Raw genomic sequence first — 16,324 nt, forward strand, 5'->3', positions numbered from 1 at the left:
TGAGAGGAATAGGGAAGGCATGAGCGCCGTCACTTGCGGCGCGATGCGCAATTATCGCGCGTCCTTGTCGGACACGTCTTGTCGCGAAGCGATAAATCGGCGTGAAGAATGGTTGCGCGTCAAACAAACCGGCGGGTTCGTTGAGGTATTTCCCGCGCGGGCCGGCATGCGCGGCATCGCGCCGCAAGCCTGGCCGGCGCGGGCTCCGAGCGAAATCGCTTCGGCAATACGTCATTTCGAAAATGGCAAAAGCGATTCGCGCGCTGCATCGAATCGTCTGCAAAAACGCGATCAGGTCGTTGAATGAAATAAAGAAATTCCGCTCGGGCGGCATTGGCGAGTCGCGCGCGTCGCGCGCCGGCCGTCAGTGCCGAAAATATCAATTGCGGAATCGGCTATTCAAGCGTGCGGCCGCGCGACATACGATGGTTTCACCGCATCGACGTCGAAGATCGATGCGGACGCAACCATCTGGAGGCCATGATGCGAACCGTTGTTTCCCTTGCAGTGCTGTCCGGCGCGCTTGCCGTGCTGCCCGCCGCGAGCTTCGCGCAGTCCGTCGATACCGAGTGGCAGTCGAACGTCGCGCCGTTGACCTGGTCCGCGGCGCGTGCCGAAACCGACGTGCAACTGATGCAGATGACGCGCGCCGGCTATCGCGCGACGACGGCCGGCAACCAGAACTATCCGCTCGCGATGCAGCGTGCGCTCGAACGCGTACGGAACCCGGTGCCCGACCGCTCGCGCGACGAGAAGGCCGCGATGGAAGCGCGGGCGGCCAGCGCCGCGCAAAGCGGCCATCCGGTAAAGGCGTTCTTCGTGAAGACCGCGTACTACCTGAAAGGCGAGAACACGTTCTGATGCGGGAGACGAGCATGGCATGCGCGAACCGACTCGCCGACGCGTGGCGCACGTCGACGATCCGCCGGCTGCCGCACGCGTGCGCGACGCGGCGGCGTGACGATCCGTACGCCGCGCGGCGCCGCGCGAACGGCCATCGCGCCGCGCGCCCCGGCGCCGTCGCGTGCCGCACCGGGTGGCCGCGCTTCGACGCGGACGACGTTGCCGCCAGCGAGAGCGGATCATGAAGGCCGTCCGGAAAAGCCGTCGCCATCCGCCGCTGACGCGCGAATGGCTGCTGCCGTTGCCGCCCGCACATGTGCGCGACATCTCGCTGAAATGCCACATGGCGCTCGTCGCGCTGCGCGGCGAGCACGGCAGCGAAACGTTGCTGATGCGGTTGCGCACGAGCGTCTACCTGGTGTTCCTCGCGCTCGACGACGCGGTATCGGCGGACGCGAGCATCGACCTGTGCGTCGATGCGGAGCGCATGCTCGATGCGAGCGTCGCGCGCGCGGCGGAAAGCGGCGCATGGACGCTGCACGACGACGAATGCGCGGTGCTCGAGCGCATCCTCGCCGCGAACGACGCATGCGTCGCGACGCTCACGCGGCACCGGCTCGCCGAGCTGTGGCGTCACGTCAGTGCGTTCGCGTCGGCCGACCAGCCGGCCCTCGTCGCGCAAGCCGCGGCGAAGATGCGGGAGCCGGCCGTTCTGCATTGAGCGTCGTCGACGCGACCGGCGCCGCGCGATGTTTCATACCTGTCCCATTCCCCGGCGCCGACGCTCGCCGTCTAATGTCATGACAGGAACCGGACGGGTTCGGTCGATGACGAGCCATCCTCGCGTAGGCGATGATCGTGCGTGTCGGCGTGAACGCATCCGTTTCGATCAGGAGGAGCGATGGCGCTATACAGGATCGGCGGCTACTTCACGTGCGGAAGCGGCCGCGCATTCAGCGAGAACCTGCCGCCGGGCAGCGAAGTGACGATCGCGGGCATCTATCGATGCACCGTATGCGGCGACGAGATCGGCATTGCGAAGCGGCAGACGCTGCCGTCCGAAGACGAGCATCGGCACGATCTCGATCCGCCGTCCGACCCGCTGCTCGACCCCGGCCCGACCGCCTGGCAATTGATCGCGGCCGCGGAGTCGAGACACTAGGCGAGCGGCGTTCGCCCGCTCATGCGTGCGCGGATGCGCGCCGCTCCCCGCATGAAGGCCGACACAATCCAAGCCCGACAAAACAAAAGCGCCACGGAGCGAACTCCGTGGCGCTTCTTCGATGCCGGCCGATGCGGAGGCGCGAACCTCCGCATGGCGACACGCGCTTAAGCCGCCGTTGCCGGCTTGGCCGGCTTCTGCAGCTTGCCCTTGCCGGCGCGCTGGATTTCCTCGAGCTTGATCTCGACGTGGCGCGAGAACACGTACTCGGCCGGACGCTGCTTCGCGATCGAGATGTCCGGCGCGAACGCGCCTTCGGTCTTGATGCCCTTCCGGCTCACGGCGAACGCCTTCAGCGGATGCGCGATCGTGTCCATCACGGCGGTGGCTTCGAAGCCGCAGTGGACCATGCAGTCCGCGCACTTCTCGTAGTTGCCGACGCCGTAGTTGTCCCAGTTCGTGTCTTCCATCAGTTCCTTGAAGGTCTTCACGTAACCTTCGCCGACCAGATAGCACGGCTTCTGCCAGCCGAACACGGTACGCGCCGGGTTGCCCCACGGCGTGCACTTGTACGTCTGGTTGCCGGCCAGGAAGTCGAGGAACAGCGACGACTGGCTGAACGACCAGCGCTTGCCGCCTTCGCCGCGCTTCAGGATTTCGCGGAACAGGTTCTTCGTCTTGTCGCGGTTCAGGAAGTGCTGCTGATCCGGCGCGCGCTCGTATGCATAGCCCGGCGACACGGTGATGCCGTCGACGCCGATCGGCCCCAGCGTATCGAAGAACTTCGCGACGCGCTCGGGGATCGCATCGTTGAACAGCGTGCAGTTGATGTTCACGCGGAAGCCGCGGCGCTTCGCTTCCTTGATGGCCGCGACCGCCTTGTCGTACACGCCTTCCTGCGACACGGAATGGTCGTGCATTTCCTTGTCGCCGTCGAGGTGGACCGACCAGACGAAGTACGGATTCGGCTGGTAGTCGTCCATCTTCTTTTCCATCAGGAGCGCGTTCGTGCACAGGTACACGAACTTCTTGCGCTTCATGATGCCCTTGACGATCTCCGGCATCTCCTTGTGGAGCAGCGGCTCGCCGCCGGCGATCGACACGATGGGCGCGCCGCACTCGTCGACGGCTTCCAGGCATTCCTCGACGGACAGGCGCTGGTTCAGGATCGGGTCCGGATAATCGATCTTGCCGCAGCCGTTACAGGCGAGGTTGCAGCGGAACAGCGGCTCGAGCATCAGCGCGAGCGGATAGCGTTTGTTGCCGGACAGGTGTTGGCGCATGATGTATGCGCCGACGCGGACTTGCTGGAGCAGCGGAATAGACAAGAGATGTCCTCCTTAAACTTCGCGGGCGACAGCTTGCGTAAGCTTCGCCGGCAACTTGAATTCGACTTTTTCCTCACGGCCCGCCATCGTCGTGACATCGACGGGCCCCAGCGCGCGCAGCGCGCCAATTACATCCTCGACCATTTCTTCGGGTGCCGACGCGCCGGCGGTCAGGCCGACCGTCTGCACGCCCGCGAACCATTCGGCCTTCACTTCCGAGCCGTCGGCGACGAGATAGCTCGGTACACCGCTTTCGGTGCCGATCTCGCGCAGGCGGTTCGAGTTCGAGCTGTTCGTCGCACCGACGACCAGCAGCACGTCGACCTGGCCGCTCAGCTCGCGCACGGCGGCCTGGCGGTTTTGCGTCGCGTAGCAGATGTCGCGCGTGTCCGGGCCGACGATGTCGGTGAACCGGCGCTGCAGCGCTTCGATGATGCCGCGCGTGTCGTCGACCGACAGCGTCGTCTGCGTGACGTACGCGACCGGCGTGTCGACCGGCAGCGTCAGCGTATCGACTTCGGCCTCGCTCTGCACGAGGATCACCTCGGCCGGGATCTGGCCGATCGTGCCCTCGACTTCCGGATGGCCCGCATGGCCGATCAGGATCAGCCGGCGGCCCGCCGCGACGTACTGGCGGCCCTGCACGTGCACTTTCGTGACGAGCGGGCAGGTGGCGTCCAGCACGTCGAGCCCGCGCGTTTCCGCGTCGCGTTCGACGGTCTGGGCGACCCCGTGCGCGCTGAAGATCGCCACGGCGCCGTGCGGCACCTCGTCGAGCTCCTCGACGAATTGAGCCCCTTTATTACGCAGGTTTTCGACGACGTGCCGGTTATGCACGATCTCATGACGCACATAGACCGGCGCGCCGTGCTGTTGCAGCGCGCGATCGACGATCTCGATCGCGCGGACAACCCCCGCACAAAAGCCGCGGGGCTGGGCAAGGATGACTCGCATAAGTGAGCGAACTCCGACGACAGACGCCGGGTTCGAAGAGCTGGCACCGCTCGCTCGCCCCGGCTTGATGTTATGAAGGCAGGAAACGAACCGGCCAGGCCAGGCCCCGGAACCCCGAATTAATCGCGCATTTTAACCCTATCGGGCCGTCCTTGCTCTGGTGCTGTATCGGCCGTGTTGCATCCACCGCAGCGCCGCATCGGCGCTCGCGCGCGCGGAACCCGGTAAACTGCGCGGTTTCGCGGGCAGCCCGTCCGGCTGCCCGGCGTCGCGCTCATTTCAAGGCCATTCGATGACCGTCGATTCTTACGCGTATTGCCCTGCCGCCGATGCGGTCAAGGGTGTTTTCACTCCGACCCTGATTGAGATCGAACGATCCGGGGCCGCCCGCACCGGCGTCCGGCAGGAGGCGTGCCGATGATGCTGGCGATTACCTTCCTGGTGTCCGGCCTGTCGCTGCTGATCTGGATCGTGCTGCTGGTCGCGCGCGGCGGCTTCTGGCGCGCGCGGCCCGCGCGGGCCCTGCCGCCGGAAGCGCGCGGCGCCGCGGCCGAGGCCGGCTGGCCGGCCGTCGTCGCGGTCGTGCCGGCGCGCAACGAGGTCGACGTGATCGCGCAAGCGGCGACGTCGCTGCTCGAGCAGGATTATCCGGGCCACTTTCATCTGATCATTGTCGACGACCACAGCGACGACGGCACCGCCGCCGCGGCCCGCGCGGCCGCGCTCGCGATCAACCGCGCCGACCGGTTGACGGTGCTGGCCGCGAAGCCGCTGCCGGCCGGCTGGTCGGGCAAGGTGTGGGCGCAGTCGCAGGGCATCGCCGCGGTGCGCACGCTCGGGCTGCCGGCCGACTACCTGCTGCTGACGGATGCCGACATCGGCCATCCGCCCGACGCGGTGGCGCAGCTCGTCACGCGCGCGCAGGCCGAACAGCGCGATCTCGTGTCGCTGATGGTGCGGCTGCGCTGCGATTCGTTCTGGGAAAAGGCGCTGATCCCGGCGTTCGTGTTCTTCTTCGCGAAGCTCTATCCGTTCTCGTGGATCAACAATCCGCGCAACCGGACGGCCGGCGCCGCGGGCGGCTGCATGCTGGTCAAGCGCAGCGCGCTGGAAGAGGCCGGCGGCATCGAATCGATCCGCGGCGCGCTGATCGACGACTGCAGCCTCGCCGCGCAGATCAAGCATCGCGGCAGCGGCCGGCATCCGATCCGGCTCGACCTGGCCGAGCGCAGCGTGTCGCTGCGTCCGTACGACAGCTGGCGCGACATCTGGAACATGATCGCGCGCACCGCGTTCACGCAGCTCCATTATTCGCCGCTGCTGCTCGCCGGCACGCTGCTCGGGATGACGATCATCTATCTGGTGCCGCCTGTGGCCGCGCTCGCATACGGCGCGCGGGCCTGGCCGGCGTGGCTGGCATGGGCGTCGATGTGCACCGCGTATGCGCCGATGCTGCGCTATTACCGGCGCTCGCCGCTGTGGGCGCCCGCGCTGCCGCTCGTGGCGCTGTTCTACGTCGGCGCGACGTTCGCGTCCGCGTGGCGCTACTGGCGCGGCAAGGGTGGTCAGTGGAAGGCGCGCGTGCAGGCGCCGGTGGAGCGCTGAAGCGGGCCGGCGGATGCCGGCCGTCAGGACCACCGGATTGCTGAAAACAGACAGCCCGAATCGACGTGAGCCGATTCGGGCTGTTTGCTTTCCGGCCGACGTCCGGTCGCCGCTGCACGCGTGCTTACCGCTGCGTCAGCATCATGTACATCTGGATCACGACGTCCGGCGAGAACGTGAACGGCACCCAGCCGTAGCCGGTGTGGCGCGCGACCAGCAGACGATCGCCGTTCGACTGCTTCTGCACGGCCATCATCGGGTTCTTCGTCGTCACGAAGCGCCAGCCGGCCGGGATGCCCGGCGGCGGTTCCGGCTGCATCGAAGCGCGCGCATGCGCGAGTTCCTCGATCAGCTGGCCCAGTTGCTCCGGGTGCAACGTGATCGACTGGCCGTTGACGGTCAGCGTCAGTTCGTTCTGCGACGGGCGCGCGACGTGCAGCGTCGCCTTGTCCGCGGGGGCGGCGGCGGCTGCTTCGGCCGCGGGCGCGACTTCGATCGCGGTGTCGGCGGCGGTGGTCGCGACGACGTCGGTGATCGCGTCGGCCGCCGCAGCGGCGACTTCATCGGCGGCAGCCGGCGCGGTGGCGTTCGTCATCGGCTCAACGGCGGACTCGACGGCCGGTTCGACCACGTCAGCCGCGACGGCCGGCTCGGTGGCCAAAGCTGCCGCGTTCGTCGCGGCGTCCTTCACGACGGCTTCGACCAGCGCTTCCGCGTCGGCGATCGCTTTCGCGTGACGCTCGGCGGCCGCTTCGGCCTGCGCGATCGCTTCGGTATGGCGCTGCGCGACGGCCTCGGCCTCGGCGGTCGCCTCCGAATGGCGTTGCGCGGCCGCGTCGGCTTGCGCGATCGCTTCGGCGTGACGCTGCGTGATCGCTTCGGCTTCGGCGGTTGCCTCGACGTGGCGCTGCGCAGCCGCTTCCGCTTCGGCGATCGCCTGCGTGTGACGCTGCGCGAGTGCCTCGGCCTCGGCGATCGCGGCCGCGTGGCGCTGCGTCGCGGCCTCGGCTGCGGCGGTCGCCTCCGCATGGCGCTTCGCGGCGGCTTCGGCTTCCGCGGCGGCCGCCGCATGACGCTGCGCGGCCGCGTCCGCTTCGGTCGCGGCGGCGTGATGACGCTGCGCGGCGGCCTCGGCTTCGGCGATCGCGGCCGCATGACGCTGCGACGCGGCTTCGGCATCCGCGTGGCGCTGCGCGAGCGCCTCGGTCAGCGCGGTCGCTTCGGCGTGCCGCTGGACGGCGGCCTCGGCCTGCGCGGCGGCTTCGGTGTGGCGTTGGGCGGCGGCTTCGGCCGCGGCGGTGGCGTCGGCGTGGCGCTGCTGCGCGGCATCGGCGTCGGCGGCTGCGGCCGTGTGGCGCTGCGCGGCGGCCTGTGCTTCGGCTTCCGCGGCGGCGTGACGTGCGGCGGCGGCCTGGGCTTCCGCCGCGGCGGCGCGCGCGAACGCTTCCGCGCTGCGTGCCGCCTGCTGCGCGGCGTGGTGATCGTGGAGGAGCTGATCGACGCCCGCGTTGAGCGAATCGATCTGTTCGTTCAGGTTCATGCGTGTCTTCTCTGCGTAAGACCCGCGATTTTAACCGCTGCGCCGGTGCCGGTCCGTCAGCGACGTGTAACAAAGTGCGCAAAGCGGCGTGAAATACGCCGCTTTGTGTTACTTCAGGTAGCCCGCCGAGCCGAACCAGTCGAGCGCGTCGCGCAGTCCTTCGCGGTACGGACGCGCGCGGTAGCCGAGCTCGCGCTCGGCCTTCGCGGACGTGAAATACATCTTGTTCTTCGACATCCGCAGCCCGTCGACGGTCACGAACGGCTCCTTCTTCGTGAACTTCGCGAGGGCCTCCGCACCGACGGCGAGCGGGTAGAGCGGCCAGCGCGGCAGCGCGATCGTCGGCGCCTTGCGGCCCGTCATCTGCGCGATGTCGGCCAGCATCTGCTGCAGCGGCAGGTTCTCGCCGCCGAGGATGTAGCGCTCGCCGATCCGGCCGCGCTCGAGCGCGAGGAAGTGACCGTGCGCGACGTCGTCGACGTGCACCAGGTTCAGCCCGGTATCGACGAACGCGGGAATCTTGCCGAGCGCGGCCTCGACGATGATGCGGCCGGTCGGCGTCGGCTTTACGTCGCGCGGGCCGATCGGCGTCGACGGGTTGACGATCACGGCCGGCAGCCCTTCGTCGGCGATCATCCGCTCGACCGCGCGCTCGGCCAGCACCTTGCTGCGCTTGTACACGCCGATCGCCTGCTCGGCGGTGAGCGGCCGGTTCTCGTCGGACGGATCGCCGGCGCTCGTGACCTTCAGCGTCGCGACGCTGCTCGTGTAGACGATCCGTTCGACGCCTTCGGCGCGCGCCGCGCGCATCGTCGCGACCGCGCCTTCGAGGTTCGCGCGCTCGATCTCGTGCGGGTCCGGCGCCCACAGCCGGTAGTCGGCCGCCACGTGCAGCAGGTAGCGCACGCCGCGCAGCGCGGCGCGCATCGACGTCTCGTCGCGCATGTCGCCGGTGACGATCTCTGCGTCGAGATCCGCGACGTTCGTGCGCGGGCTGGTCGGGCGCACCAGCACGCGCACCGCATAGCCTTTCTGCTGCGCGATGCGTGCGACGGCCGAGCCGACGAAACCGGACGCGCCGGTGACGAGAACGAGATCGCGGGAGGTATCAGTCATGCGTTTCCTTCAGGGCCGCGCGCGGGCGGCGCGGCGGTTGTGCGTCGGCGAGATTGTACGTGGTCGGCGCGCCCGGCGACGCGAGCGCCGTCCCTCCGGCACGCACGCATCGCCGGGCAGCAAACCCGCAGTTGCGTGCTCGCGCGGGCGGCTGCACTGGCGACGGCGCCGAGCCGGCCCGCCGGGCCCGTGTGCGAAGCGGCCGACGCGACTACAATGCCGGGCTTGAATGGATTGCACGACGGGAGGGCGACGCGATGAGCCGCAATGAACTGGACGAACGGATCGAGACCTACTACGTGCGGGTGCGCGGCGTCGTGCAGGGCGTCGGTTTCCGTCACGCGACGGTGCGCGAGGCGCATGCGCTGAAGCTGCGCGGCTGGGTCGCGAATCTCGAGGACGGCAGCGTCGAGGCGATGATCCAGGGCCCGGGCGCACAGATCGACCGGATGCTCGCGTGGCTGCGCCACGGGCCGCCGTCCGCGCGCGTGACCGAGGTGACGTTCGAGGAGCGCCACGTCGAAAAGCGCTTCGAGCGCTTCCAGCAGCAGTAACGCGCAAGGCTAGAACAACATGACGGGGTATCCGGAGGCCGGGCGCGGCATCGCGCTGTCGGTGATGGCGTCGACGCTGTTCGCGCTGATGTCCGCCTACGCGAAACTGCTCGCGCCGCTCACGGGGCTCGACATCTTCGCGTGGCGCATCCTGTGGACCGCGCCGGGCGCGCTCGCACTGATCGCGCTGCGCGGCCGCTGGCCGGCGCTCGTCGAACTCGTGCGGCGCGGCGTGCGCGACTGGCGCCTGCTGGTCGCGCTGCCCGCGAGCGCGGCGCTGCTCGGCCTGCAGCTGTGGCTGTTCCTGTGGGCGCCGCTGCACGGACGCATGCTCGAAGTGTCGCTCGGCTATTTCCTGCTGCCGCTGACGATGGTGCTCGTCGGCCGCTTCTACTATCACGAACGGCTCGATCCGCTGCAATGGGCGGCGGTCGCATGCGCGGCACTCGGCGTCGCGCACGAGGTATGGGCGACGCGCGCGTTCGCGTGGCCGACGCTCGTCGTCGCGCTCGGCTATCCGCCGTATTTCGTGCTGCGCCGCCGGATCAACGCCGATTCGCTGGCCGCGTTCGCGCTCGAGATCGTGCTGCTGTGTCCGGTCGCGTTCGCGATGGTGTCGGCGAGCGCGACGCCGGTCGCCAGCCATCCGCTGCTGTGGTCCGTGCTGCTGCCGGGGCTCGGCGTGCTCAGCACGCTCGCGCTCGCGAGCTACCTGAAGGCGAGCCGGATGCTGCCGATGGCGCTGTTCGGGATCCTCGGCTACGTCGAACCGGTGCTGCTCGTCGCGGTGTCGCTGCTGCTGCTCGGCGAGACGCTGAGCGTCGCGCAGCTCGCGACGTACGGGCCGATCTGGGCCGCCGTTGCATTGACCGCGTGGCACAGCGCGATGCTGATGCGGCGCTTGCCCGCGCGCGGCTGAGCATCGCCGCCCGGCCGCGCGACGGCGGCAACGAACGTGCCGCGCAGCGCGCATTGCTTGCGTCGCGTCACGCGATGCCGGCGTCGAACTGGCATCGCGCCGACATGCGGCTGACGTCTGGCTGGCGGCCTCGCCAGCGTTGCATCGCCGATGTCACGCCTGTAATCGAACAGAAGATTCCGTTGCACTTTGTTACTTAGGGTATCTCCCGACCGGCCGCTAGACTGATCTGACCGCCTCCTCTTCGTATGCGGCTTTTCCATGAACGGTCATTTCCGTGCCGGGCCGGCCGGGTTGGCGCGATACGAGCATACGCGTAGCGCCGCCGATCGCGTTCGCCTTCTCCCTTCCGAATCCTCCTTCGGTGCATGCCGCACCGTCGTCGTGCAGGTGCGGCCATGTCGTTGAACATGCCGCCTGCCGTCCCGATGCCGCCGACCCGCGGCGCCCGCCTGATCGAAGTCGATTTCTTCCGCGGCATCGTGCTGCTGATGATCGTCGTCGATCACATCGGCGCGAGCGTGCTGTCGCGCGTGACGCTCCATGCATTCGCGCTGTGCGATGCGGCCGAGGTGTTCGTGTTCCTCGGCGGCTTCGCGACCGCGAGCGCGTACGGCGCGATCGCCGACCGGCACGGCGCGCGCGCGGCGCAGCGGCGGTTCGTGCGTCGTGCGATGCAGATCTACCGCGCGTTTCTCGCGACGTCGACGCTGATGCTCGTCGTGTCCGCCGTGCTCGACCATTACGGGATCGACACGCCGAACCTCGCGCTCGATGACGTCAGCGTGATGCTCGCGTCGCCGCTCACGGGGCTCGCCGAACTGCTCACGTTCCAGCGCCAGCCGTATCTCGCGTCGGTGCTGCCGATGTACGTGCTGTTCGCGCTCGCGTCGCCGGTGATCGTGCCGTTCGCGCGCCGCCATCCGTGGCTGCTCGTCGCGTTCGGCGCGACGTCGTGGCTCGCGGCGGGCTGGCTCGGCCCCGAACTGCTGGATACCGATGCGTTCCGCTGGAACTTCAACCCGTTCGCGTGGCAGCTGATGTTCGTCGCCGGCGTGCTCGCGCGTTGCCAGCCTTTCTACCGGTACGTCGCGCTCGGGCGCTGGAGCGCCGCGGCGACCGGCGTCGCGTGCGCGATCGTGCTCGGTTGTGCGAGCTACAAGCTGTTCTCGGGGCTGCCGTTGCCGGAAGGTATTCTCAAGCGCGATCTCGCGCTGCCGCGCATCGTGAGCTTCGCGGCGATTGCCTGGCTGATGGCCGACTGCGTGCGTTACGGCTGGATCGCGCGCATTGCGCGGGCCGTGCAGCCGGTCGTCGCGGTCGGCCGGCGCGGCCTGATCTGCTTCGTCGCGGGCGCGGCGATCTCGCTCGTCATCGATTCGCTGCTGCATCCGGTCGCGAACGGCGCCGAGCTGCGGCATATCGGCGTGGGCCTCGCGGCCGACGCATGCGCGGTCGGGCTGATGATGGCGGTGGCCGGTTCGGGAACGTGGTTCGCACGCCGGCGCGGCGCGGCCGCGTGAACGGTGCGGGAAAACGCGCGAGCGGCACTCAACGTGCCGCGCGGTGCGCTCAGTGAGGTGAGCCGATACGGGAGCGGGGGACGACGGTCGCGTCGTCGGATTCGGCGTCGTCGCGTTCGTCGGACTTCGGATCGTCCTGCTGCGCGAGCACCGCGTCGGCTTCGGCCGCGGCCCGGGCGGCGCGCAATGTGGTGCAACGCTGCGCGTGCCGGATGTCCGACAGTATCCTCAAGAGCCGAGTCGTCTTGTTTTTCATGATCTTCTCCCGCCAGTGCGCATCACGACGGAGCGGATGCGCCGTTGCAACCAGTGTAGGACGTACTGGCCGCGCTGGCGGGAGAATGTGGCGTGCACGCCGCACGCCGAGGGATAGTACTTACTGCGCCGAGGCCATCGCCTGCGCCTGCACCGCTTCTTCCTCGCGGCGCTCTTCCGCGCAGCGCTGATGCTGGCGCGACAGGCGGTTCATCATCGGCAGCAGCAGCAGGGCGAGCAGCATGCCGATCGCGGCGAGCCAGCCGAGCTTCTCGAACAGCGACAGGTACAGCGGCAGCGATTCGGTGGCCGGCAGGTCGTGCGACGGCATCTGCGCGAAGTTCGCGACGACGCTGCCCAGATACTGCGACACGCCCGTCGCGACGAAATACGCGCCCATCATGAAGCCGCTCATGCGCGCCGGCACGTAGCGGGCGATCATCGCGAGGCCGAGGCCGCTCACCAGCAGTTCGCCGAGCGAGTAGAGGCCGTAGCCCCACACCATGAACCACGACGACACGCGGCCGTCCACCGCGTAGCGGCCGCTGATCGTGAACACCAGGTAGCCGGCGGCTACCGCGCCGAAGCCGAACGCATACTTCGCGGCGACCGGCAGGTCACGGCCGCTCTTCGAGAACGCGTTGTAGACCCACACGAGCACCGGGCTCAGCATCATGATCCAGATCGGGTTCAGCGCCTGGAACTGCGCGGCGCTCCACGTGAACAGCGTCGTGCCGAACAGGATGAAGCGCGGATCGACGTTGCGCAGCGCGAACAGCGTGAGCGACGTCGACATCTGCACGTAGAAGATGAAGAACAGGATCACCTGGCCGATCAGCACGAGCGCCGCGATCAGGCCCGCGCGTTCCGAACGCTCCGACTTCGCGATCATGTACGCGAAGATCGCGAGGATCGCGAACGCCGCCGTCCATACGCTCGCGACCGCGAGCTGCTTGTGCTGCAGCACGTACAGCGTGACCAGCGCGAGCGCCACGCCGCCTGCCGCCACGCCGCCGAGGCGCTTCCAGCGGATCGGTTCGTCGTCGGGCTGCGAGCCGATGTGCGCGAGCGTGCGGTGCATCAGCATGAAGTTCAGGATCGCGAGCAGCATGCCGGCGCAGCAGACCGCGAACGCGGTGTGCCAGCCCCAGTGATCCTTGATCCACGGCGTCGCGAGCATCGACACGGTCGAGCCGATGTTGACCGCCATGTAGTAGATCGTGAACGCGCTGTCGATGCGCGCATCGTCGCCTTCGTAGATGCGGCGCACGAGGTTCGCCGCGTTGGCCTTGAACAGGCCGTTGCCGACGACGATCACGCCGAGCGATGCGTACATGTACGCCAGCGCGTCGTTCGGGACCGCCAGCATCAGGTAGCCGGCGCACAGCACGGCCGCGCCGATGATCATCGTGCGCCGTGCGCCGAGCACCTTGTCGCCGATCCAGCCGCCGATCGACGGCGACGCGTAGACGAGCGCGGTGAACGCGCCCCAGGTCAGGTTCGCATGGCTGTCGGTGAAACCGAGCCGGTCGACCATGAAGAGGACCAGGAGCGCGGCCATACCGTAGTAGCCGAAGCGCTCCCACATTTCGATGAGGAAGACCGTCGTAAACGAACGGGTCTGTGAAACAGGTGCGTGCATCATCAATCTCGTTTGAAACGGACGGCGCGGATCGCGCGTCGCCTTGGGGGTCGAACTGGCGCCGGAGCACGGTGGCCGGGTAGGCTTTGCGTCGGCGATGGAGCAGTCGGGCGGGTTAGCCCGGGCCGGGGTCGGACTCCGCCCGATAAGGCGGTGCGAGGCCCCGACCGGCGCGCGAGTGGTACCGTTTGCCGGTCCGGTGCGTCAGGTCCGCGCCACTCAGGGAAACTCCCGATATGGCAGCAGCTTTCAGGAAAATTTGTCTCATCATCTATTTGTAAGCTTCGCGCCCGTTCTCCGAAAATTCCCGGAGAGCCGCTTGCAGCTTGCCTGTGAAGCCGGCGAGTCTGGCAAGATAGCGCGTCGTTTCGCCCGCTTCGTGCCCTGTTTAGTGCACCGGGCTCAACACCGAAGACGTGTGCGAACCCGAAGATTAAGCTATCTCGTATTAACTTAGTTACTTTCCATCAAACATTTTTTGACGACCACTTTTCGGCCTGCTATGGTTCCCCCCACTGAAAACTCGCGAGCGGCAGACGCTGCCGCACTCGGCAGCAAGATTCGCGCGTTGCGCCAACGACTCAAGCGCACGCTCGACGACACCGCTACCGCCGCGGGGATTTCGAAGCCGTTTCTGTCTCAAGTCGAACGCGGGCTCGCGTCGCCGTCACTGACGTCGCTGGCCGGTATCGCACAGGCGCTCGGCGTGACGGTGCAGTACTTCGTGGATACGCCGAGCGAGGAACGCTCGGTCTGCAGAGGCGATCAGTTGCGCTTCTTCGGATTCGCCGATTCGGCGAACCTGTTCGCGAGGCTGACCAACGTGACCGAAGGGCGTCAGCTCGAGGCGATCCTCGTGCGGATGCCGCCGGGGCAGAAGCGGTCGGAGGTGACGACCCATGCAGGAGAGGAATTCCTGTATGTGATTGAAGGGGAAGTGTCGCTGACGCTGGAAGGCAAGACGTTCGTCCTGCAGGCCGGTGACAGTTCGCACTATCAGTCGACGGTCCCGCACAGCTGGGTCAACACCGCGAAGGTCGAGTCGGTGGTGGTCTGGGTCGGTACGCCGCGGCTGTTCTAACGCACAGGTATTCCTTCGTTTCCAAGACGGAATGCCTGTCGAAAGAAACGTAAGGAATACTAAGATGCAATACGAGAATCACGGGCCTCCTCAATCGCTGTACCCGTCAGCGTCTCACGCGTAACCGCGGCATCCGCCGCGCATCGCTCGCCGAACAACTTTCTCAAGACTGCCACGATGAAATCCTTGCATGCCATGTCGGCCGTGCTGGCCGCGCTCGCCCTGACGACGCCCGTCGCCCACGCCGTTACCGTTCCGTCGAACGTCACGCTCGCTCCTCAACAGGACCTGACGCGCCAGGTGCCCGCCGAAGTCGAGTCGCTCGACCCGGCGCACATCGAATCGTGGACCGGCAACACGATCGGCCTCGACCTGTTCGAAGGGCTCGCCCGCATCGACGCGGCCGGCCAGGTCGTGCCGGGTGTCGCGCAGTCGTGGGAGCGCAAGACGCCGCAGACCTGGATCTTCAAGCTGCGCCACGATGCGAAGTGGAGCAACGGCCAGCCCGTGACGGCCGCCGATTTCGTCTACTCGTGGCAGCGCCTCGTCGACCCGAAAACGGGCTCGAAGTACACGATCCTCGTCGAGTTCGTGAAGAACTCGAAGGACATCATCGCCGGCAAGGCCGCGCCGACGACGCTCGGCGTGCGCGCAGTCGACCCGTACACGCTGGAAGTGACGACCGACGTGCCGGTCGCGTTCTTCCCCGAACTGACCGCGATGGTGCCGCTCGCGCCGGTGAACAAGGACACCGTCGCGAAGTTCGGCGACGCATGGACGCGTCCCGGCAACATCGTCAGCAACGGCGCGTACCAGCTCGTCGACTGGCAGCCGAACAACCGCATCGTGATCTCGAAGGACGCGAAGTACTGGAACGCGCCGAAGGTCGTGATCAACAAGGTCACGTACCTGCCGATCGAAAGCGACGAAACGGCGATGCGCATGTACCAGGCCGGCCAGATCGACTACAGCTACTCGATCCCGTCGGGCATCTTCCAGCAGGTCAGCAAGCAGTTCGGCGGCGAACTGCGCCCGGGCCTGCAGCTCGCGACCTACTACTACTACCTGAACAACAGCGACGCGGCGCTGAAGGACAAGCGCGTGCGCCAGGCGCTGTCGATGGTGATCGATCGCGACGTGCTGACGTCGAAGCTCACGCAGGCCGGCGAGAAGCCGATGTACGGCCTGATGCCGAACGGCACGAAGGGCGTGCACCCGTTCACGCCGGAATGGGCGTCGTGGCCGATGGCCAAGCGCGTCGCGACCGCGAAGGACCTGCTGAAGCAGGCCGGCTTCTCCGATGCGAAGCCGCTGTCGTTCACGCTGACGTACAACACCAACGACCTGCACAAGAAGGTCGCGCTGTTCACCGCATCGGAATGGCGCACGAAGCTCGGCATCGACACGAAGCTCGAGAACGTCGAGTTCAAGGTGCTGATGAAGGAGCGGCATGACGGCAAGGTGCAGATCGCGCGCGACGGCTGGTTCGCCGACTACAACGACGCGATGACCTTCTTCGACCTGATCCGCTGCGGCAGCTCGCAGAATACCGTCGGCTACTGCAACAAGCAGGCCGACACGCTCGTCGAAGAAGGCAACCAGAAGCTCGACGACAAGGCGCGCGCCACGCTGCTCACGCAGGCGCACGACGCGGCGATGAACGACACGCCGATGGTGCCGCTGTTCCAGTATTCCGCGGACCGGCTCGTGAAGCCCTACGTGGGCGGCTACTCGCTGAAGAACGTGATCGACATGCGTGCTTCGCAGGACATGTACCTGATCAAGCACTGAGCGGAGCGATC

Annotated in this window: 17 protein-coding genes; 11 read left to right on the forward strand and 6 right to left on the reverse strand. The window is 67.4% G+C overall.

From position 1 onward, the window contains the following. The first annotated feature begins 19 nt into the window (after positions 1 to 19). The 5 genes from U5A56_RS13260 (at position 20) to U5A56_RS13280 (ending at position 2,005) form a co-directional block, all read left to right on the forward strand. A complete protein-coding gene (locus U5A56_RS13260) occupies positions 20 to 307 on the forward strand; it encodes a hypothetical protein (protein ID WP_321922756.1) in 288 nt (95 codons plus the stop codon). A gap of 176 nt (positions 308 to 483) precedes the next feature. After that, entirely contained in the window at positions 484 to 861 is a 378-nt protein-coding gene (locus U5A56_RS13265) for a hypothetical protein (RefSeq protein ID WP_321797922.1), read from the forward strand. Positions 862 to 875: 14 nt separating this feature from the next. After that, positions 876 to 1,088 carry a hypothetical protein gene (locus U5A56_RS13270; RefSeq protein WP_321797920.1) on the forward strand — a complete coding sequence of 71 codons (213 nt, stop codon included), beginning with the start codon at positions 876 to 878 and terminating at the stop codon, positions 1,086 to 1,088. Further along, positions 1,085 to 1,564, forward strand: coding sequence for a hypothetical protein (locus U5A56_RS13275; RefSeq protein WP_124520107.1), 480 nt, complete (start codon positions 1,085 to 1,087; stop codon positions 1,562 to 1,564). The genes U5A56_RS13270 and U5A56_RS13275 overlap by 4 nt, the downstream gene beginning before the upstream one ends. A gap of 180 nt (positions 1,565 to 1,744) precedes the next feature. Then, positions 1,745 to 2,005, forward strand: coding sequence for a hypothetical protein (locus tag U5A56_RS13280; protein ID WP_044844978.1), 261 nt, complete (start codon positions 1,745 to 1,747; stop codon positions 2,003 to 2,005). A gap of 167 nt (positions 2,006 to 2,172) precedes the next feature. Here the strand turns inward: U5A56_RS13280 and hpnH are convergent, their stop codons facing one another. Together hpnH and ispH are read right to left on the reverse strand one after the other, a co-directional pair. Further along, a complete protein-coding gene (gene hpnH, locus U5A56_RS13285; protein ID WP_059467317.1) occupies positions 2,173 to 3,333 on the reverse strand; it encodes an adenosyl-hopene transferase HpnH in 1,161 nt (386 codons plus the stop codon). Between the two features lie 12 nt (positions 3,334 to 3,345). Then, on the reverse strand, positions 3,346 to 4,287 hold the full coding sequence (gene ispH / locus U5A56_RS13290; protein ID WP_321805956.1) for a 4-hydroxy-3-methylbut-2-enyl diphosphate reductase: 942 nt from the start codon (positions 4,285 to 4,287) through the stop codon (positions 3,346 to 3,348). 417 nt (positions 4,288 to 4,704) lie between these two features. Between ispH and U5A56_RS13295 the strand changes: the two genes are divergently transcribed. After that, the gene (locus U5A56_RS13295; RefSeq protein ID WP_321922758.1) at positions 4,705 to 5,892 is read left to right on the forward strand and encodes a glycosyltransferase; all 1,188 of its coding nucleotides are present in this window, start codon (positions 4,705 to 4,707) and stop codon (positions 5,890 to 5,892) included. A gap of 124 nt (positions 5,893 to 6,016) precedes the next feature. Here the strand turns inward: U5A56_RS13295 and U5A56_RS13300 are convergent, their stop codons facing one another. After that, the gene (locus U5A56_RS13300) at positions 6,017 to 7,432 is read right to left on the reverse strand and encodes a phage tail protein (RefSeq protein ID WP_321922759.1); all 1,416 of its coding nucleotides are present in this window, start codon (positions 7,430 to 7,432) and stop codon (positions 6,017 to 6,019) included. Positions 7,433 to 7,540: 108 nt separating this feature from the next. Beyond that, on the reverse strand, positions 7,541 to 8,548 hold the full coding sequence (hpnA, locus tag U5A56_RS13305; protein WP_321922761.1) for a hopanoid-associated sugar epimerase: 1,008 nt from the start codon (positions 8,546 to 8,548) through the stop codon (positions 7,541 to 7,543). Positions 8,549 to 8,805: 257 nt separating this feature from the next. Here hpnA and U5A56_RS13310 point away from each other — a divergent pair, with 257 nt between their 5' ends. The 3 genes from U5A56_RS13310 to U5A56_RS13320 all read left to right on the forward strand — a co-directional run bounded on the left by U5A56_RS13310 (position 8,806) and on the right by U5A56_RS13320 (position 11,544). Then, complete coding sequence (locus tag U5A56_RS13310) at positions 8,806 to 9,102, forward strand: acylphosphatase (RefSeq protein WP_124486044.1); 297 nt, start codon at positions 8,806 to 8,808, stop codon at positions 9,100 to 9,102. Positions 9,103 to 9,121: 19 nt separating this feature from the next. Continuing rightward, complete coding sequence (gene rarD / locus U5A56_RS13315; RefSeq protein ID WP_321922763.1) at positions 9,122 to 10,021, forward strand: EamA family transporter RarD; 900 nt, start codon at positions 9,122 to 9,124, stop codon at positions 10,019 to 10,021. A 398-nt stretch (positions 10,022 to 10,419) separates the two neighbouring features. After that, on the forward strand, positions 10,420 to 11,544 hold the full coding sequence (locus U5A56_RS13320; protein ID WP_321922765.1) for an OpgC domain-containing protein: 1,125 nt from the start codon (positions 10,420 to 10,422) through the stop codon (positions 11,542 to 11,544). A gap of 49 nt (positions 11,545 to 11,593) precedes the next feature. On the opposite strand, the gene U5A56_RS13325 is transcribed toward U5A56_RS13320, so the two are convergent. Then, complete coding sequence (locus U5A56_RS13325) at positions 11,594 to 11,800, reverse strand: hypothetical protein (RefSeq protein ID WP_044844987.1); 207 nt, start codon at positions 11,798 to 11,800, stop codon at positions 11,594 to 11,596. A gap of 120 nt (positions 11,801 to 11,920) precedes the next feature. Next, on the reverse strand, positions 11,921 to 13,444 hold the full coding sequence (locus tag U5A56_RS13330) for a peptide MFS transporter (protein WP_124921177.1): 1,524 nt from the start codon (positions 13,442 to 13,444) through the stop codon (positions 11,921 to 11,923). A 499-nt stretch (positions 13,445 to 13,943) separates the two neighbouring features. Between U5A56_RS13330 and U5A56_RS13335 the strand changes: the two genes are divergently transcribed. Together U5A56_RS13335 and U5A56_RS13340 are read left to right on the forward strand one after the other, a co-directional pair. Continuing rightward, complete coding sequence (locus U5A56_RS13335) at positions 13,944 to 14,522, forward strand: cupin domain-containing protein (protein WP_044844989.1); 579 nt, start codon at positions 13,944 to 13,946, stop codon at positions 14,520 to 14,522. 177 nt (positions 14,523 to 14,699) lie between these two features. Then, a complete protein-coding gene (locus tag U5A56_RS13340; RefSeq protein ID WP_044844990.1) occupies positions 14,700 to 16,313 on the forward strand; it encodes a peptide ABC transporter substrate-binding protein in 1,614 nt (537 codons plus the stop codon). Positions 16,314 to 16,324: the final 11 nt, after the last annotated feature.

The organism is Burkholderia sp. BCC1998 (assembly GCF_905339875.1).
Taxonomy (GTDB): domain Bacteria; phylum Pseudomonadota; class Gammaproteobacteria; order Burkholderiales; family Burkholderiaceae; genus Burkholderia.